Here is a 19,131-nt window from a genome sequence, read left to right as displayed (position 1 = left end):
CTTCATAGTGCTTTTAGCATAAGCTTAACCAAGCTAGGTTTTATGAAATCCACTTTTCTCGACTTTTTATGATCATGAACAAATTTTTCTGAAGCAAAACTTCAAATCATAGAGAACACCATAAATATAATTCGTTTTGTTATTTACAATAAAAACGTAATGATATAAAAACTGATCGGGTACTTGCGCCATCAGGGGAATGAAGTAAGCATCAAAGCATACCAAATACTAAAGGCATATCTATGTGTAAGAAATATATTTATAAGAAAAATTTTTTGTTATGTACAATTGCTGGAACTTTCATTTTTTCTCATTTTGCTCCAACTTATGCAAATAGACAACCTCCTGAAATTATTAGTGAGTTTAAGCTGGAGAAAGGAGAAGAAAAAACTCTTAATAATGTTTTTATCCGCAATGGACCGAGCGCAGTGTATGCCAAAGAAAAAGCAATTGCCACAATTACAAACTCAACAATACATTCAGCTTCGTTTGCTTTTGCTGCATCACAAGGTGGACGTATTAATGCTAAAGAAGTGAAAGTCAATGCCTTGGATACTGGTCTATCAATTGAAAACGGTATCATTAACATTGAAGATTCATTCATAGAAACCAAAAGAAAATCCGGTATTGTTTTTCATAGCATAAATTATCTGAAAGATGGTGAAGAAGTTATCAATAAGGCAATTCTTAACAATACAAAACTTCTTGTGAGAAATGGTGTCGGTATTTTAGGACCGTCATCTTCAAAGTCTGTTGCCGAAGTTCAACTTAGAAATTCAGAAATTCGTTCTGATGTATTATTACAAAACAATGTAAAAAAGAAAACAGATTCAGATCCTCATCCTGTGACTTTCGTATTAACTGCCGATAATTCGATTATAGAAGGAAGAGCAAGAACCTTAGCAGTAAATACGACTGTTTTTAATTTAAACAACAATAGCAAATGGTATTTAAATGTAAGTCAATACGACATAAATCGTGATTTTAGTCCATATAATTATGCACTCCATGACATTAAGCAACGAGCGCTGTCTACCGTTTCAGTACTGAACTTTAGTAATAGCTCTATTGTGTTTAATGCGCCACATAGGCTGGCAAAGAGTCAATATCAAACCTTGAGTGTAGGACGGACAATTGAGCTCCCTAATCCACATGAAAACAGGGACTCCGCTATAGAAACCGTTTATAATGCAGTAGGCAATGCAAGGATTTATTTCAATACAGAATGGAGTGATGGTTTAGAAAGAGAACAACAAAAAACGGACCGCCTTCTTATCCATGGAGATGTAACAGGCACCACAACAATTAGTTTCAATAGCCTTTCAAAAGGTGTGTCATCAAAAGAAGAAGCTTCTATTCCCGCGAATATGCGTGGACTGTCGCTCATTCAAGTATCTGGAAAAACAGATAAAAATGCCTTCAAACTAGCAAATGGCTATGTCACAATGGGCGGCTTGCCTTATAAATATGTCTTAAATGCCTATGGACCGACATCACGTCTTGGAAAAGCAGAGAGCACACAAAGCCATTTAGGAGAAGTAAGTCAACAATCACAAGAAAAGGACTCAAAAACCGACACGACCTTCGCTGCATTTGGCGGAATAGCTTTAAGGGATGAGAATAATATAAAAGTTGAATCAACACCAAATTCTGAGCAAATAGGGAGCATACAAAACCATTTGAGAGAAAATCAGAATTTCTGGGATTTCCGCTTGCAAAGTGCAACGCTCGATGATGAAGGAAAGATCAGAGCTCTCGTTCCTCAAGTGGCAAGCTATTTGTCCATGCCTAACGCACTATTCTCAGCTGGACTGGCTGATGTAAACAATCAAAACACTTTACTGAACACGATACAAGAAACAGGCTTTGAGAAAAAAAATCATAAAAACAAAGGGATCTTCTTCTCGACTTATGGCAATAAAATGACATTATCCTCTCACCGTACGCCATTACAATATGGCTATGGTGCCGATATTCACTATGCTTCTTTACAAGCAGGCTTTACATTAGTAGCTCTAGAAGATCAAAACATGACCACCAATGTGGGGCTTTTCGGGACATATGGGAAATTAGCTTTCACCCCAAAAGACATGGAAGGTGCTGACAAGAGTACACTCAATAAATGGTCAATTGCTGCATATAGTGGACTGCACCATAATAATGGTACATATATCCATGCTCTCTTTTCCTATGGAATGCTCAAGGGAGATATCACCACAGCTCTCATAGGAAAGACTGCAGAATTGAAAAACGCTGATACATTCAGTGCATCGGCGACCATTGGACAAAAGTTCGAAACCAGTACGAAAGGATTGGTCTTTGAACCACAAGCACAAGTTGTTTATCAGCGTCTCATGCTTGGCACACTCTCAGATGTCGATGGGTTTGATGTAGATATGGGAAATCCTTATCAATGGTTAGTGCGTGTTGGTGGGCGCTTAACACAAACGACGATTTCTATTGAAAAAGGCAGTATGCTTTCTTTCTATGGTAAATTAAATATTGTTAAAGCTTTTTCTAACAATGGCACCATACAGATTGGTGAACCATTCCACCTTGATTCTATGGGAGCTGCCCTTGAAGGTGGACTTGGTATAAATGCACAATTATCACAAAATATCGCCCTTCATGCTGATGTTAACTATCAACATAAGCTTCAAAAAACTGGTATATCAGGAGCAAGCTTTTCAGGTGGAATACGCTACCAGTTTTAAGAAAAAGCAAAAAACAATTTATAGTCTATTCATTTTTAATAAAAAAGCAGTACGAATGTGCTGCTTTTTTCAATCTTTCGGAAAGAGGCATCAATGATGGTTCTTTCTATACAGCTTTCTTGAAAGGATTAATTTCATTCAAACCAAATGCAATAAAACTCTTTATCTCTTAATGACTGTTGAAGTCTTTAGAGAGCTGCCTTTTTGATTTATAAAAATCGAATGGATTCAATAAAAATTATTGTATATCGATAAAAAATACAAAATATTTTGATTTTTAGCACTTTAAAACAAAAATACTTATCAAGCTCGATTTTATGAAGTCCATTTTTCCCGACTTTTTATGACCATGAAAAACGCTTTTCTTTAAAAAACTTTAAATCATAGAGAACACCATAAATATAATTCGTTTTGTTATTTACAATAAAAACGTAATGATATAAAAAACTGATCGGGTACTTGCGCCATCAGGGGAATGAAGTAAGCATCAAAGCATACCAAATACTAAAGGCATATCTATGTATAAGAAATATATTTATAAGAAAAATTTTTTGTTATGTACAATTGCTGGAACTTTCATTTTTTCTCATTTTGCTCCAACTTATGCAAATAAACAACCTCTTGAAATTCCTACGGTCCAAGTAGCTAATGGAGAAGAGAAGAGCCTTCATAATGTTTTTGTTCGTGGTAAGTATGATGCCGTGGTTGCTAAGAAAGGTCATATTGCCATTACAAACTCAGTAATGCACTCAGGCTTTACTTTGCTTTCTGCAACATCAGGTGGTCAAATTAATGCCAAAGGAATTGTGGGAGAGGCAAAAGAGCATGGTTTGTCACTCACAAACGGCACAATCCATATTGAAGATTCAACATTAAACGTCATAGGCCACGGCAAAGCCTATGGTATCAACTTTGGTTATATTGCAAGCTCTACAATAAAAGAAGGAGAAGAAGTTGTAAACAAAGCAATCCTTAATAATACAAAACTTCTTGTAAACGACGGTGTAGGTATTTTCGGACCTTATTATTCCAAAGCTGTTGCTAATGCAGTGTACCTTAAAAACTCAGAAATTCGTTCTGATATGTTATTAAAGAATGACGTTTTACCCTTCTTCAAGATTCAACCTACTACTTTTACATTAGACGCTGATAATTCGATTATGGAAGGAAGAGCCAAAACGTTTCCTCAAAATACAACGGTTTTCACCCTAAACAATAACAGCAAGTGGCATTTAAAAATTAGTCTATTTGAATTGGAAGATAGTTTTAGTCTATTTGATTACAAGCTCCTTGATCTTAAGCAACGAGCACAATCAATCGTTTCAGTCCTAAACCTTAATAATAGCTCTATCATATTTAATGCGCCGCATAAATTAGCAGACAATCATTATCAAACCTTGCATGTAGGAAGACATCCACAAAAAGCAGAGCAAAACAGAAGCTCCGATGCAACAACGGTTTACAATGCATTGGGCAACGCAAGGATTTACTTTAATACCGAATGGAGTAATGGTCTTACAAAAGAACAACAAAAAACTGACCGTGTTCTTGTTCATGGTGATGTCTCAGGCACCACAACGATCTATTTCAATAATCTTTCAAAGCATGCAGAACCATTCGATGATGAAGAAGATTCAATTCCTTTGAATGCGCGTGGTCTCTCACTTGTTCAAGTGTCTGGAAAAGCAGAAGAAACCGCCTTCACGCTGGCAAATGGCTACACCACAATGGATGGATTACCCTATAAATACATACTCAATGGCTATGGACCAACATCCAGCCGTGGGAAAGCTGATAGGGCACAAAGTCATTTAAGCGCAATACCACAAGAATCAAAAAAGCAAGATGCGCAAAATACCAATGCATCATCTCTTGGAAAAGAAAACAACGGACAAGCTCCCTTGGAAGAAAATGAGAATTTCTGGGATTTCCGCTTGCAAAGTGCTACTCTCGATGATGAAGGAAAGATCAAAGCTCTTGTTCCTCAAATGGCAAGCTATTTGGTTATGCATAATGCAATATTCTCCTCTGGCTTGGCTGATATAAACAATCAAAATACACTGTTAGATAATATGCACTCAACAGTTTTCGGATTAGAAGGTCATAAACAGAAAGGGATATTTTTATCGACTTATGGCAACAAGATGACGTTATCTTCCAGCCGTAGTCCATTGGAATATGGTTATGGTGCTAATGTTCACTATGCTGCTATACAAGCAGGCATGACATTAGCAACGTTAGAAAATCAAAATATGACCGCGAATCTTGGTCTTTTAGGCACATATGGAAAGCTCGCTTTTGCGCCAAAGGATATGGAAGGTTCTGACAAAAGCATACTGGATAAATGGTCCTTTACGGCCTATGGGAACCTCCACCATGACAGTGGTCTCTATGTTAATGCACTTTTCTCTTACGGCATTTTAAACGGACATATTACAACAGCCCTTATCGGCAACACCACAGAATTAAACAATACGGATACATTAAATATATCAGCTACCGTTGGGCAAAAACTAGCAACTGGTGTTGAAGGAGTGTCATTTGAACCACAAGCACAACTTATTTATCAACATATTGCCTTTGGCACTCTTTCAGATATTGATGGCTTCCAAGTTAATATAAAGCCCCCTCATCAATGGTTGGTCCGTATTGGAGGGCGTTTAACAAAAACAATGCTTCCTATTGAAAAAGATCGTGTTCTTTCTTTTTATGGTAAATTGAATGTCATCAAAGCTTTTGGTGAGAAGCGCACTATCGATGTTATGGAATCTTTCCATCTCGATTCTATGGGCTCGTCCCTTGAAGGTGGGCTTGGCATTAACGCGCAGCTTTCTAAAAATATCGCACTTCATGCTGACGTTAATTACCAACATAAACTTCAAAAAGCTGGGTTCTCTGGAATTAATTTTTCCGGTGGAATGCGTTATCGCTTTTAGAAATCTTAGCTCTCTATTTTGACGCGTAAGCAGCGCTGAGATGAAAAACAGTGCTGCTTATATTTTGCTACATTACAAAAAAACGCAATGTGTCAAAAAGTGGTTCATTTTTAGCAAAACAAAGAAAATATCTTAAGGAACATCTCTATGCATAAGAATATTTTGTTATGTACAGCCGCTTGTGCTTTATTTTTTTCTTCTTTTAATTTCACATCTACCAGCACCGACTCTGGTCTAAGCCACCAGGAACGCCATGCTCTTGAAGGGATCATGAAATTACCTGAACAATATCGCCATGCCATTGATTCAATAAACACACCAACACAAGCAGAAAAAAATCTTGAGAAGATAGCCTCTGGCGCCATGATGGAAGATAATTCGCACTTCAACCAAGCACTTGAAAATCATATGGATCGTGTAAGAGATACGATTAACAACTCTTTTGCAGGTGAAAGTCGTTACGGTTCTGATGCACATATGAACGTGGTGAACCACGAAGTGGATAATATACGTGCCCAAGCCATGGCAAACAAACACCATCTGGATATGCAACATATGATGAAAGCCATAGCATACCTTGAACAATTACGTCAGAACCGATTAAAAACAAGAGAAAATTTATTACGTGGCTACGACAAAGTAGTTTCCGATGCCGTGCAAGCAGAAAAAATTCTTGATGCTGATAATCAACAGCGTGTTAATACCGCGCGCCAACAATGGGTGAGCCAAGACAATCATAATTGGTTTGAACTGCAAAATAAAGCAGAAATATTACATAAAGCAGTACAAATAGATAGTGCTTTACAAGAACACAACAAGGAACTTTCCAACACTTTACGCAAAGCGGTATTAGAAGCTTTGAACAATAATGAAATAACCAACGTGGAGAGAAAAGGAGATATAACCTCTCCTTCATCTGAAGAGAATAGACAACCTCTTATTGTCTCCAGTACAAGACAAAGACGCTCTAGTGATAAATTACCACCCGCTCATGTTGCTGCCCAACACAAGGATAATTCAAAGGACAATTCATTCACAAGAACAGATCATGGAATGAGACAGCCTAAAATAAATGAAAATTCGCAATCTGATATTGATCCCCAAACAAACACCACTTCCTCGGAATCGAAAACGACTCTTCCATCCGAAAAAGCGCATATGAATTTGCTCCCAAAAGTTGGAAATACCGCTACCGCGGCTACAGAGAGCACCTTTAAACTTACAGATGATGATAAAGCAACTGCAACTTCTACTTCTCTTGAAGGGACAGCAAAAAGAACAATTCTTACACCACAAGAAGAAAGCTCTTTAGTCATGCCTATCGCGATGTTTGCTGTTGGGTTTAGTGATGTCAACAATCAAAATATCTTGTTAGACAATATGCAAATAACAATGTTTGAACCCAAAGATCATCCAGAAAGAAGCGTTTTCTTATCCTCTTATGGCAATAAGAGCACGTTTTCTTCCAAGGTTCAAGCAGAACAAGATGGTGTCCAAGCAGATATTCGCTATGCTGCATTGCAAGCAGGAGCAACATTAATAGCGCTAAAAGATAAAAATATCAGCAGCAACTTTGGCCTTTTCGGAACATACGGAAAATTATCTTTTACTCCTAAAAACAAGGAGAGCTTTCAAAAAAATATGTTTGATAAATGGTCACTCACCGCATATGGAAATATTCAGCATGACAGTGGCATCTATGCAAGTGCATTTCTCTCTTATGGAATTTTCAAAGAAAATAACGCCACAGCTCTCATCAAACATACCTCAAAAGTGAAGAATAGTAAAACATTAGGAGCCGCTGCAACTATTGGTCAAAAACTGTCAACCAGTTTGGAAGGTGTAATCCTAGAACCGCAAGCACAACTTGTGTATCAACGTCTCATGCTTGGTTCTTTATCAGATAGGAGCTCTTTCTCAGATGACGATAACTCTAAATCAGATGGCGATAACTCTAAAATAGACATAAGCAAACCTCATCAATGGTTGATCCGTATTGGTGGACGTTTGACACAAAACAAAGGCCATGCCCTTTCCTTCTACGGCAAACTGAACATGATCAACACTTTTAGTGAAAACTTTCCGTTTGCTGCTATGGAATCTTTAATCGAAGGTGGTTTTGGTATTCAGGCGCACTTATCGCAAAATATCGAGCTTCATAGTGATCTCAGCTATCAACATAAACTCAAAAAAGATGGCATCTCTGCAATAAATATTTCCGCTGGAATGCGCTATCACTTTTAAAAATACTTATATTCCTATCTTGAAATATAACGTGCTCTCATTATGTTTCGTTTTGTCTCTTACAAAATAAACATAATGAGGCCAAGGTTTTATCTTCTATTAAGAGAGGGGAAACATTTAGGAATACATCCATATGAAAAAAAGTTTTTTACTATACACAGTTTCTGGAGTTCTGTTTTGTTCTTCCACCAGCTTGTCTAATGCTCTTCATGATACGAATACACAACCTACGATAGCTCTCTCTTCTCTGCAACCCACTCATCAAATAGGTGCATCCAGACCTTCTAATCCCTATTCAAATGCATCATCTTCGTATCCACCTTCAACATCTAGGTCTACAAGAACGACCAGAAGCTCTTCTCCTACAGGGAGTGAATCTACAACGCCTACTTCCACGAGCACTCTACCTCCCAAAACGCAACTTGAAGGAAATACAGAAGATGTACAATCTACCCCTACAGCCACACAAGACACTATTACACAATCTCCAGCGATAGGAACAGCTTCAACGACAGGAATGGAAGCAAAATCTAGAAGACGTTCAGGGGCGCCATCCTCTTCTACAAACTCTTCCAGAAAAAAAACGCCCGAAAATTCTGCTGTATCCTCACAGTCAGAACCTACAAGCACGGAAGCTACAAGACTAACAACAGAGCTATCGCCAACGCCTAAAGAACCAGAACTCGCACAGCCAATATCTTTAAAAGTAGAAACTGGACAATCAGCATTACCGGTACCGCCAAAATTCATAAAACCAGCGCCCGTGCAATCTGCCTCAACACAAAAGGTATCTGCAAAATCAGAGCTTGAAAAACCAATATCACCAACAAAACAACCTGAAAAGCCTGCACAAACTGAGGATATAAGCTCTGGAGTTGAGGCTACAAACGGTAAGACCATAACGCTACATAACAAAAAAATTCAAGACAATGGTTTTGCTGTACATGCAGATGGAAATAATTCAAAAGTCAACATGATAGGGGGAACAGTTGATGCACGTTTTGTTGCACTAAGCGTATCAGATGGTGGAGAAATTGATGCTACAGGTATTACTGCAACAGCAGAAACAGCTGGTTTGCTAAACATGAGGGGCACAATCAAACTTAAGGATTCAAGCGTACATGTCACGGGAAATTATGAAGCAGACGGTATTATTTTCCGCAATAATCAATACTATACCCCTAGAAAACAATATACACGCAATGCTGAAAGGAATAACAATGTCGTTCAAGAACAAGCTATTCCTAATAAAGATAAAGTAACTCTAGAGAATACAAAGCTTTTTGTTGAACATGGTAGCGGTATCAACCTTTATGGAACAGGCGTAGACGGAGAAGTCAACCTTAAAAATTCAGAAGTCCATGCCGATATTTTATTAAAAAATATAAAGAACGAAAGTGCCTCCACAAACACTATTACATTAGTTGCAGACCACTCTTCTTTAGAAGGTCGGGTAAGAACTTCTAAAGATAATAGAACAGTTTTTGATCTAAAAGAGGGGACGAAATGGCTTTTAAAGGCGAATAAAAATGCCACAAATAATGATAATATTTTAAATGACTATAGACAGTTTGATGTTGATGAAAAATCATACTCTAATCTTTCTGAATTGCACCTTACAGACAGCGTCATTATGTTTGACAAGCCAATGGAGGGACATTATCAAACTCTGTTTATAGGACCTAATCTTTCTCAAGAAGACGAAACGACCCACACAGCAGCGGTTTACAGTGCAACAGGTGTTGCAGAAATTTATGTAAATACTCAATGGAATAAACATTCTCCTATCACGGAGCAACAGACTGATCGCATTGTGATTAATGGTGATGTCTCAGGGAGTACTGTTGTTCACATCAATCTCCAAGAAACAGATAAAAAAATAACCGATAGCTCTGCTGTTTGGGAAGAACGCATGGCGTCACTTCCTTTAGGGACACATGGGATTTCAATCATTCAAGTTTCCGGACAAGCAAATGAAAATTCCTTCACGTTAACAGGAAACTATATGACAATAGGGAAACAACCTTATAAGTATGTACTTACAGGCTATAAACCTGGAACATCTCATGAGAGCCAAAATCTTTTTGGTAAAAACAGTAATTTCTGGGATTTTCGCTTACAGAATGCCTACATTGATAAGGATAAAAAGGTTCGAGCCCTTTTACCACAGGTAGCAAACTATTTAACCATATCTAATACTTTGTTTTCTGCTGGATTTACTGATGTAAACAATCAAAACACGTTGTTAGACAATATGCGCACAACAGTATTTGGGGCAAAAGACAATAAAAAAAATGGTATCTTTTTCTCTTCCTACGGCGAGAAAGTCACCTTATCTTCCAACCGCGATCCATTACATTATGGCTATGGTGCTGATGTAAACTATACTGCTTTACAAATAGGTGTCATATTAGCCGCCTTGGAAGGCAAAGACATAAGCACACATTTTGGTCTCTTAGGAACATACGGAAAACTTGCCTTTACGCCCAAAGAGATGCAAGATTCTGAAAAGACAACTCTTGATAAATGGTCTCTTGCCGCTTACAGCAGCATCCAACATAGCAATGGTATATATGTAAACACACTTCTTTCTTACGGAACCTTAAAAGGAAATATTACCACGGCTCTTGTTGGGAATGCCGCAAAATTGGATGGCACCGAGATGCTTAATATATCTGCAACCATTGGTCAGAAATTAGCAACCAATACAAAAGGGCTGGTCTTTGAACCACAAGCTCAATTCATTTATCAAAATCTCATGTTTGATATTTTCTCAGATACCAATGGCTTAAAAGTAGACATGGGCAATCCACATCAATGGTTGATCCGTTTTGGTGGACGTTTAACAAAAACGATAATGGCTGTTGAGGAAAACAAGGCTGTTTCCTTCTATGGTAAAATGAATGTTATCAGAACTTTTGGCGATGGTAAAACAATAAAAATTGCTGATACCTTTCATGTTGATCCTACCGGCTCTTCAGTTGAGGGAGGCATGGGGGTGAACGCATATCTTTCTCAAAATATCGTACTAAACGCCGATATCAGCTATCGGCAAAAACTGCAAAAAGCCGGTGTATCTGGCACCAATTTGTCTGGCGGAATACGTTATCGTTTCTAAAGCAGAAGTTAATTTTAACTTAAATAAAAAAGCAGCACAAAGTGCTGCTTTTTTATTTAAATTTATATATATTTTTAAATTCTCAAAAATCATTATCACATCAAAGAAGATTTTGACTTATAATATTTCTTTTGCATATTGAATAAAAAACTGAATATCTTAGCATTCTCTCATCAAAATACCCCATAAAGTTTTATGTCTTATATCACCACACCTCAAGCGATGATGTTTTTACAGCACAACAGAATAAGCATTCATGCATATTTTTAAAAAAAGTCAGCCCCTTCTTCGCTGTGGACGCTCTATTTATTTTAGATGATGTGCATTTAATATACCTGCTATAAAGACTTAGTATCTGGTATAAATTCTTAAAGGCATGTTTTTCCTCTAAAATCTCAATGCTACAGCAACTCCATCATAAGACAAGCATTTGATTTATAAAGAAAATTAATTGTTTTGCATGTTAAATGAGAATCCAGAATATCGTAAGATTCTTTCATTTTAGACCTGTTCCATGTTGAATCAACCAAAACCATATCTCTTGCAAGTGACAAGGGGGAAGAGCCATAGGGATAAAAAACTATTAAGAAAGGATTAAAAATGCCTCTAATGAACTATCTCAAGTGCCAAGGGCTGTAGCAACATTGGAAGAAAGCAAAGAATATAACAATATCAAATTGCTCTTTTATTAAGCATAAAGATGGTCGTACCCTATAGATTTTATATTATTTCCATGGGGACTTTTTATTATACCATTCACAAGCGCCGTTGCATCAAAGATATCGTTGCGCCCCACAACCACCATCACGAAATAGACTTGAGAGCTTAGATATCTCTTTAAAACAAGGCCGTGAATTAGGAATAACAAATCCATTCTATTTTGAGCATTTTGTCGTGCATAAAGGACGTGCCCCCAGTAAAAAACACAATAAAAAAAGCGTGAAACAATACGTAATCTTCATTATTTAACAGATAGTGCTTTAGATACTTTTGAAAGACATAAAGCTAAATTAAAAGACGGCAGGACAGAGGGAAGCTGATTTCTCCCCCTTTATTCTTTCCCAATGAGATTGCCGCCCCATTTCAAATATTACGCCAACAAAGATATACGCAATATATCCACTCAAATCTGGATGCTCTCTCCAATCTGACATACAAAAACTAAAAACAGCAGAAAGAAAATACTAAACCGCTTTAATTTTTATCTCAAACATATAGATTTAAACAACGAACCGCTTCATATCACCACACTTCAAAGGACAATACTCCATGAGGCTTATAGGCAATACTCATCACATACTCTTCATCATTCATGCTTTTTGCTGACTTGGTGGTTATGGCGGAGTGAATGCACCAGATCCCATCCCGAACTCGGCCGTGAAACGCTCCAACGCTGATGGTACTTTGCTTTAAGGCACGGGAGAGTAAGTCGCTGCCAGATCTGCTAAATGCATGCAAAAGACTCTAATGTATGAACCTTACATTACCACAGCCCCAAGGAAGCTGTTTTTAAGGCATCACAGGCTGGTCTAAATATCCTCTTGATCGCCTCTCCCTAAACTAAAAAATGAAGCTCCCTATTAACTTAGTCTGCAAACAATTCTCTGTAAATAATCCGCCTTCTCTGAGTTCTCTTTCAGCCAGTTTCCCAAAGCATGCGGTTCACATCACTACACCTTAAAAGACACTGTTTTAAGAACAGCATTTTACAGTACAACAGGATAATAATTTAAATACCCAAATGCACTTAAAACAAGTCTACTCACTAAACGCACTATTTATCCAAATCAACTGCCCTACCTAATCATTGTCATGACTTAGAACAGCCCGTATTAAGCAGATTTGATCATTCCTCTATTTCTTTTGCACGTCCAGATAGCTGTATAGCTCTAGAAAGATCATTAACTGCATTTAAATGTGTTTGAAGTAATTCACTATTACGCTGTAATTTTTCTTGTAAATCAGACAACAAACTTTCAACCTCATGCTCAATATCTTGATTCATATAGCGCTTCACATCACTCATGGATTTATTAAGATCACGCAAACCACGTATTTTACGCAAATTTATTTCTTCGTAATCTGGAACACCACTGCTCTCTAGCATATTGCTTTCATAATCAACAACTTGAGCTAATCCTTTAACAGCAGCAACAAATTTTGTCATCGCCCAATCACGATCAATAAGATTATTATCAAGAACTTTTGCTTTTGCTGCAAAACTATCATCACCATATTGCACTACAGACATTTTTACTTCCCCTTCAACACTATTGTTCAATCTTACTTTCAAATGAGGGAGATTAAACAGGTTCTCTTCAATGCTGATACACTCAACCAAGCTCGTGGTGCAAACATTGCTCAAACAACAGCACGACAATCCTTCAAAGCGTATACCACTTCAACTTTCAACGCATTCTCTTCAAATATTTTTCTTGCTTTGCTCCAAAACCATCATTGCGGCTATACTAATTCATCAAAACGCTATAAACTCAAACCTTACGACAATATCGAAACTTCCATATTTGTTCTGTCTATTTCGCTTTACCGATTTTATCTTTGCCTATTTTATCACCAGTACGTCTTCAACAGAAAACAACAATGCTCTCACGAAAACTTCGGCCACAAAAACTATCTGCCGACAAAAACCCGCAGCCTATCTTGCAGCATATAAAAACGTAAGCCCATTAAAAATTTCAGCATTTTACCGATAGCAGCATTTTACCCTCCATAACCGTATGGCTCTCTCTGCACCTAAACCTGTATACCTTCTGGCGTCCCATAAGATGGCACCCTACAAGATCAGTTTGCACCCATTCAAAAAGACACCCCCTCTCCCATGCTCTTTCCGCACACATGCAGTATTTCGCATAAAACACAAAAAGAATGCTCTTTTGAACAGATCAGCCATACAGCAATATAAAAAAAGACATCTTAAAATAGCTAAACAGCCATCAATCTTCCTTTTTTAAGTTATCATTCGCTTTTCTTTGCAATGAACGACTATATAAGATTTTTTGAACCTTTTCAAGAGTTTCTTAGCCAATCAGTTCGATACGTCTTCAATCGCATATTCACGCGCTTGTTTTAAAGAAACATCTCTTAAGTGCACCCAAGCCTATTTCGCGCCGCGGCCCATGAATGGTATAATGATAAATCTTCCATGACATGTATAAAATCCATTGAGCACTTTCCATCTTTACGCTTAATAAAAGAAGCAAGCCAGCACCATCACATATTGTTCTAACCCCTTATGTTCTGATACCCTTGGCACTTGAGATGGTTCATAAAAGCGTGGCCTTTCTTGTACAATTTCTCTGCGCATGGGAGCTCCCTGCTTGTAACTGCAAAAGACATTGTTTTGGTTAATTCACCACGAAACAAATTTGGAATGAAAAAAATTCCAGTATTCAGGGCTCTAATTCAAGTTGAATAACGATAGATTATCATTATAAATCAAAATATTATCCAATGCATAATGCTTCATGCTCCCCCACATTGATATTTTCAGAATTTCCACAGTATCTTCCTATAGATTATTTCGCTCCATAAAACAGTTTGCTCTTAATATCGCGACTTTACATGCGCTACTAGTATAAAAACAGAGAAACAATCATTTTATAATCAAGGTACAATTTTTGTTACGAACTTTCTCTCGTTTTTAACCTTTTAAATGCGGCTCTTCTCTTTCATAATCATCACATTTCAAATCTATTCCATGTTGAATAAATTAACATCACTTGCTTGCACATCACAAACAACGCCCTGATGTGTTGATAAAATACGCTGAAAGAAAAATGCCTCTTATGAACCTTAGCAAATGCCAAGAACTATAATAAATATTGGAAGCAAGCGTACGATGATTGTGACTTGCTCTTTCATAAGTATAAAGATGATAGCATTCTACAGATTTTTATATTATTCAAAGTTTATATTATTTCACGAGAGCTTTACTGTTATACTAGTCACATTTACCGTTATACCATTTACGAGTGTCATCGTAAAATGTCTGTCGTGTGCGTTGAGAGATGTTTCTTTAAAACAAGTACATAAATATGCAATACTAATATACAACATAAGTATATTTCGTTTGGAACGTTCTTTACTTTTGTGTAAAACATGCCCCATTAGAACAGCATTAACCAATCTTGCTATGAGATAAACGATCAAAAAACATTTTTGTCTTCCTCCGCTCACTTTAAAGGACCAAGATCTTAACTCCATCTGCTCTGTACGCAGTCCGAATTTTTGTCAAACGATCTTCTCTTGACTTCCACTCTTGTGATTCACTTAAACGAAAGGCTCAACAAATAAACCTACGAATATTCATCGCACACTAAAAAATACTTAAACGTTCCAAGAAAACTTATATGCCTTATATTACCGTTATAAATGACAGTGCTTTATAGCATAACAGGAAAAAAAAGTTTCCAGCAACACAAAACTTACAAAAGCAATCAATAGTCCTTTTAAAGCTTTCTTTTTTAGGATTCACAATACTCCAACTCCTTAAGCTTTTATAAAAAAAGAACGATTTATAAGCTTGCCGAATATGTTGTATCAGCATATATTACAGATATGTAACATATTGTTATTCATAAAATCACCTCAAAAAGAACAGAAAGAGGTTTTTATGGCTGATCTCGTAAAAGCCGCTATGCTTTATTCAACCTTGATTATCACCATCAATGCTTTTGTTGTTATTTTAGTTCTCGTAATAGAAATATACTAAGCATACTCTCTTGGCTTATTGTAATTTGCGCAAATAAGCATCTTAATTTCACATAAGAGCAAAGCAAAATTTTAATTCTACAGATAAACCACACACAAAATTTCAAACATCGCTTGCAACTATTTGAGTGTAAACTCTGCTTTTTGTATGCATTTTTAACCATCAGTGTCCGTCTTTTCACGCTATCTTGAATCTCAACTTCATTCCCACCTTAAAAAACGAAATTTTCTACCAGATCCGATCTGTAAATAATTTGTCTCCTTATTGAGTAAGTTTCTCTTGCTCCCCCTTCAAGGGCATATCACAATTTTAAAGGATAATATTTCATGAAGCTTATAATAAATCTATTGAAAACCATCTTTACCCTTATGAGAAAATAAACCAGCAGCATCACACACTTTTCCAACCCCAAATGTTGCAAACAATCTTTAGCACTTGAGATCGTTCATAAGAGGCATTTTTACTTCTTTCTTCAACAGTTTTTATCCACACGGCTCTCCATGCTTGTAACGTGCAAGCAGATGGTTTTAATTGATTCAACCTAGAACAGATTTGGAATAAGAGAATCTTACTATATTCGAGATCCTTATTCAGTATAAAATAATTAAATTATTTTTATAAATAAAAGTGTTATTCAAAAAAAATATTCATCACACACTCGAGAACAAAAAACACCTCATACGTAAATTTTTATATGAGCTCCACCGCTCAACATGATAATATCACGACACAATCAAGATAAAAAAATAACAAGGGAAACCCTTGCAAACTCAGAAAAGAGAGGGGAAAAATAAAAAGGTGTGGAAGGCGCTCAATTCCTCACAAATCCGGCAAAATCGTCCTAGCAAAACTGCCTCACATCTTAACTAATGTTATAATATTCTCAAATCAAAAGCAATTTTTTAAAATAGTTTGAGAAAAACATTTGAGTATGAAACGATAATAATTACATTCAGAATGTTTTTCTCTTTATTAAAACAGAGAAAAGTAATTCCCAAACAAATGTTTCCTCCCAATTTTTCCGAAATTAGCCGCAACGCTTAAAGACGATCTTAGTGTGATGAAACATTTATTTGTGATAAAGGCAAAAAAACACCCCAAAGATAAATTTAATCTCATATTTTAAATACATGTAACCAAAACATTAAAAAATTAGTAGTAACACGTAACAACTCATTGGGAGGAAATACTATCTACAATTGAAAGCACTTTTGGGCTGAACAAATGACAGTATAGCATCCGTTTACACAAAGAGTACAGATCGTAAACGACTAATTCTTGAAGCCATAAAAAGACTCTCTAAAAGTTAGAGAGATCCTAAAAAACGCAATAGAATCAAGAACTAAACAATTCCTTACTTATTGAACTGTATGTTTTTAATGAATGCCAAACATAAGTTCCATATATGCTTGTCTGGCATGTTGGCAATTTTTAGATTTCTCCATAGAAGATTGATCCAGCTTTTCACATTTTTTTGCCCACTCTTCGAGTAATGTTTTATCTTTCTTAAATTCCGCTACGCTGTAAGTTTTTTCGCAACCAGCAACGACAAGTCCAGTACAAACCAGCAATGCTATAATAATGGCTTTATTCATGATTTAATTCTCTTCCTTTTTCTCTTCAGTGTTTTTCTCGTCATCATGTACAAAGCTCGAACCAGGCCAATCTCGGGCATGAACTTCACGATACGCTTTATCTGCGTTTTTACAATTTTGAGAATCTAAATCCCCTGATATCATGCATTTCATTGCCCATTGCTCGAGTAATTTTGGATCTTTCTTAAACTCTGCTACGCTATAAGTTTTTTCACAACCAGCAACGACAAGTCCAGTACAAAGCAGCAATGCTGTAATAATGGCTTTATTCATCAATAAAATTCCCCTTTTTTTCAAATTTACAAAGTTTAGGACACAATTTAGCACCCGATTAAAATTGTACATTCGGTTCATTGTGCATTTTCAAAAATTTTAAAATCCACTTCTGTGCGCGATTTTTCCCAATCTATGATGATAAATCGCGTACAAAGAAAAATACCGCTATCAATATATTTTTATGATTTAATTATTGTCCTGCTGTTTTTCAGTTTCATTCCCCTTTTTGCTACTTTCACGAAGTTCCTTTGCAAGATTTCTATAATGCTCTTGAAAAAGTTCCATATCGGCTTGCATGACATTTTGACAATTCTTGGTTGCAAAAGCAGAGGGGCCCATTTTATCGCATTTCTTTCCCCATTCTTGCATCAATTTTTTATCTTTCTTAAATTCTGCTACGCTATAAGTTTTTTCACAACCAGAAACGACAAGTCCCACGCAAAGCAGTAGCGCTGTTATAATGATCTTGTTCATGATTTAACCCCTCTCTTTGTTTTATATTTTATTAACAATATCTTTGGATTCACATCCCCTCCTATATTGTGACCTTGCGTCTAATTTTCCTTTGCAAATACGTACACTTCCAACGCAAACATGTTAAATCATGAAAACTGCCTTTCATTTATCAGACTTGTATTTGTAACATTATCTGCACGGCAGCTCTTTGTATTTGAAGTGTTAAAACTTCAGCAAAAATTCTGATATCTTGACACTCTCAAAAAGCTTTTTAATCATTTCTTTTCCTTCAAGAACCTCTTGGTAACGAGAAGCAGCACGATATCTTACCCAAAATTCGTCATGCCTATATTCATTGCAAATTCCCTGCAAACGAAAAAATACACCTTTTAATCAACAGATTGCGCTCTTATCATTTCTAAACCACCGGAAAAGAAAGAAAGCTTTAAGTCCCCCCTGTACTTTTTAAAAGCCAATAAAAATGCTAAAAAAGCGATCTTATACATTCCAATTGAAGAAAAAAGCCTATTGCCTTGCGTACCATTACAACTGGCATTAACTATTTAAGACTATAAAATCATATAAATGTAAGAAATATTGTCTATAATATGCTCAATGACTTCTTTTGTTTATTAGGAAAACTTATAGCGCGTCAATATCAGTAAATTTTACTTATTTTTAGCCCCCCCTTTATAAACAATGAATATAATTTAATAAAACGGATTGCTGCATAACAGAAAAAAATAATCAACGCTACTCTTAATTACATTATTTACGCATGTATTAAGTACAATAAACAAAAAAATAACCTGATGTTTAAAATCATTATCAAGATAATTTTTATGGAAGAATAAACTTATCTACTCATCTAGCGGATAAGATCACAAGTAGTATGATGATTATCACATTTATAGGGAAAAGTTTGAAACGGAGAATTTTTCGCAAACTCATAGCTCTTTCATGCGATGATACAGAACCTTATGAAAAACAACTTGAATGAAGCAACCATCGTGAAAAAAGAAGAGCACTTTTATTATTAACTTCGTATAAAAACAATCGA

At 36.3% G+C, this 19,131-nt stretch carries 9 protein-coding genes and 1 rRNA gene; 5 read left to right on the top strand and 5 right to left on the bottom strand.

Annotation, left to right across the window (positions count from 1 at the left end):
- Window positions 1-242 precede the first annotated feature (242 nt).
- The 3 genes from ACFILH_RS00440 (at window position 243) to ACFILH_RS00430 (ending at window position 7,894) form a co-directional block, all read left to right on the top strand.
- A complete protein-coding gene (locus ACFILH_RS00440) occupies window positions 243-2,714 on the top strand; it encodes an autotransporter outer membrane beta-barrel domain-containing protein (protein WP_375667193.1) in 2,472 nt (823 codons plus the stop codon).
- 518 nt (window positions 2,715-3,232) lie between these two features.
- Complete coding sequence (locus ACFILH_RS00435) at window positions 3,233-5,650, top strand: autotransporter outer membrane beta-barrel domain-containing protein (RefSeq protein WP_375667192.1); 2,418 nt, start codon at window positions 3,233-3,235, stop codon at window positions 5,648-5,650.
- 147 nt (window positions 5,651-5,797) lie between these two features.
- Window positions 5,798-7,894 carry an autotransporter outer membrane beta-barrel domain-containing protein gene (locus ACFILH_RS00430; protein ID WP_375667191.1) on the top strand — a complete coding sequence of 699 codons (2,097 nt, stop codon included), beginning with the start codon at window positions 5,798-5,800 and terminating at the stop codon, window positions 7,892-7,894.
- A 291-nt stretch (window positions 7,895-8,185) separates the two neighbouring features.
- Here ACFILH_RS00430 and ACFILH_RS00425 read toward each other — a convergent pair whose 3' ends face one another.
- Window positions 8,186-8,644, bottom strand: coding sequence for a hypothetical protein (locus tag ACFILH_RS00425; protein WP_375657851.1), 459 nt, complete (start codon window positions 8,642-8,644; stop codon window positions 8,186-8,188).
- Window positions 8,645-8,867: 223 nt separating this feature from the next.
- On the opposite strand from ACFILH_RS00425, the gene ACFILH_RS00420 reads away from it, so the two are divergent.
- Both ACFILH_RS00420 and rrf read left to right on the top strand, forming a co-directional pair.
- Window positions 8,868-11,012: an autotransporter outer membrane beta-barrel domain-containing protein gene (locus ACFILH_RS00420; RefSeq protein ID WP_375667197.1), complete on the top strand. Its 2,145-nt coding sequence runs from the start codon at window positions 8,868-8,870 to the stop codon at window positions 11,010-11,012.
- 1,326 nt (window positions 11,013-12,338) lie between these two features.
- Window positions 12,339-12,453, top strand: a 5S ribosomal RNA gene (rrf, locus tag ACFILH_RS00415).
- A 405-nt stretch (window positions 12,454-12,858) separates the two neighbouring features.
- On the opposite strand, the gene ACFILH_RS00410 is transcribed toward rrf, so the two are convergent.
- The 4 genes from ACFILH_RS00410 to ACFILH_RS00395 all read right to left on the bottom strand — a co-directional run bounded on the left by ACFILH_RS00410 (window position 12,859) and on the right by ACFILH_RS00395 (window position 18,089).
- Complete coding sequence (locus tag ACFILH_RS00410; RefSeq protein WP_273790974.1) at window positions 12,859-13,263, bottom strand: flagellar protein FlgN; 405 nt, start codon at window positions 13,261-13,263, stop codon at window positions 12,859-12,861.
- A gap of 3,857 nt (window positions 13,264-17,120) precedes the next feature.
- On the bottom strand, window positions 17,121-17,339 hold the full coding sequence (locus ACFILH_RS00405; protein ID WP_273790972.1) for an EexN family lipoprotein: 219 nt from the start codon (window positions 17,337-17,339) through the stop codon (window positions 17,121-17,123).
- Between the two features lie 3 nt (window positions 17,340-17,342).
- A complete protein-coding gene (locus ACFILH_RS00400) occupies window positions 17,343-17,612 on the bottom strand; it encodes an EexN family lipoprotein (protein ID WP_375654526.1) in 270 nt (89 codons plus the stop codon).
- A 189-nt stretch (window positions 17,613-17,801) separates the two neighbouring features.
- Window positions 17,802-18,089, bottom strand: a complete 288-nt coding sequence (locus ACFILH_RS00395) for an EexN family lipoprotein (RefSeq protein WP_273790970.1) — start codon at window positions 18,087-18,089, stop codon at window positions 17,802-17,804.
- Between the last annotated feature and the right edge of the window lie 1,042 nt (window positions 18,090-19,131).

Origin of the sequence: Bartonella sp. CL435QHHD (assembly GCF_042195095.1) — a bacterium.
Taxonomy (GTDB): domain Bacteria; phylum Pseudomonadota; class Alphaproteobacteria; order Rhizobiales; family Rhizobiaceae; genus Bartonella.
The sequence above is the reverse complement of the archived record's forward strand: the minus strand, read 5'-3'. Positions and strand labels throughout refer to the sequence as shown.

Coding starts and splice junctions, on each gene's coding strand:
- ACFILH_RS00395 (WP_273790970.1), bottom strand. CDS start 18,089: ATGAACAAGATCATTATAACAGCGCTACTGCTTTGCGTGGGACTTGTC.
- ACFILH_RS00435 (WP_375667192.1), top strand. CDS start 3,233: ATGTATAAGAAATATATTTATAAGAAAAATTTTTTGTTATGTACAATT.
- ACFILH_RS00400 (WP_375654526.1), bottom strand. CDS start 17,612: ATGAATAAAGCCATTATTACAGCATTGCTGCTTTGTACTGGACTTGTC.
- ACFILH_RS00410 (WP_273790974.1), bottom strand. CDS start 13,263: ATGTCTGTAGTGCAATATGGTGATGATAGTTTTGCAGCAAAAGCAAAA.
- ACFILH_RS00430 (WP_375667191.1), top strand. CDS start 5,798: ATGCATAAGAATATTTTGTTATGTACAGCCGCTTGTGCTTTATTTTTT.
- ACFILH_RS00425 (WP_375657851.1), bottom strand. CDS start 8,644: ATGAATTTTGGCGGTACCGGTAATGCTGATTGTCCAGTTTCTACTTTT.
- ACFILH_RS00405 (WP_273790972.1), bottom strand. CDS start 17,339: ATGAATAAAGCCATTATTATAGCATTGCTGGTTTGTACTGGACTTGTC.
- ACFILH_RS00420 (WP_375667197.1), top strand. CDS start 8,868: ATGATAGGGGGAACAGTTGATGCACGTTTTGTTGCACTAAGCGTATCA.
- ACFILH_RS00440 (WP_375667193.1), top strand. CDS start 243: ATGTGTAAGAAATATATTTATAAGAAAAATTTTTTGTTATGTACAATT.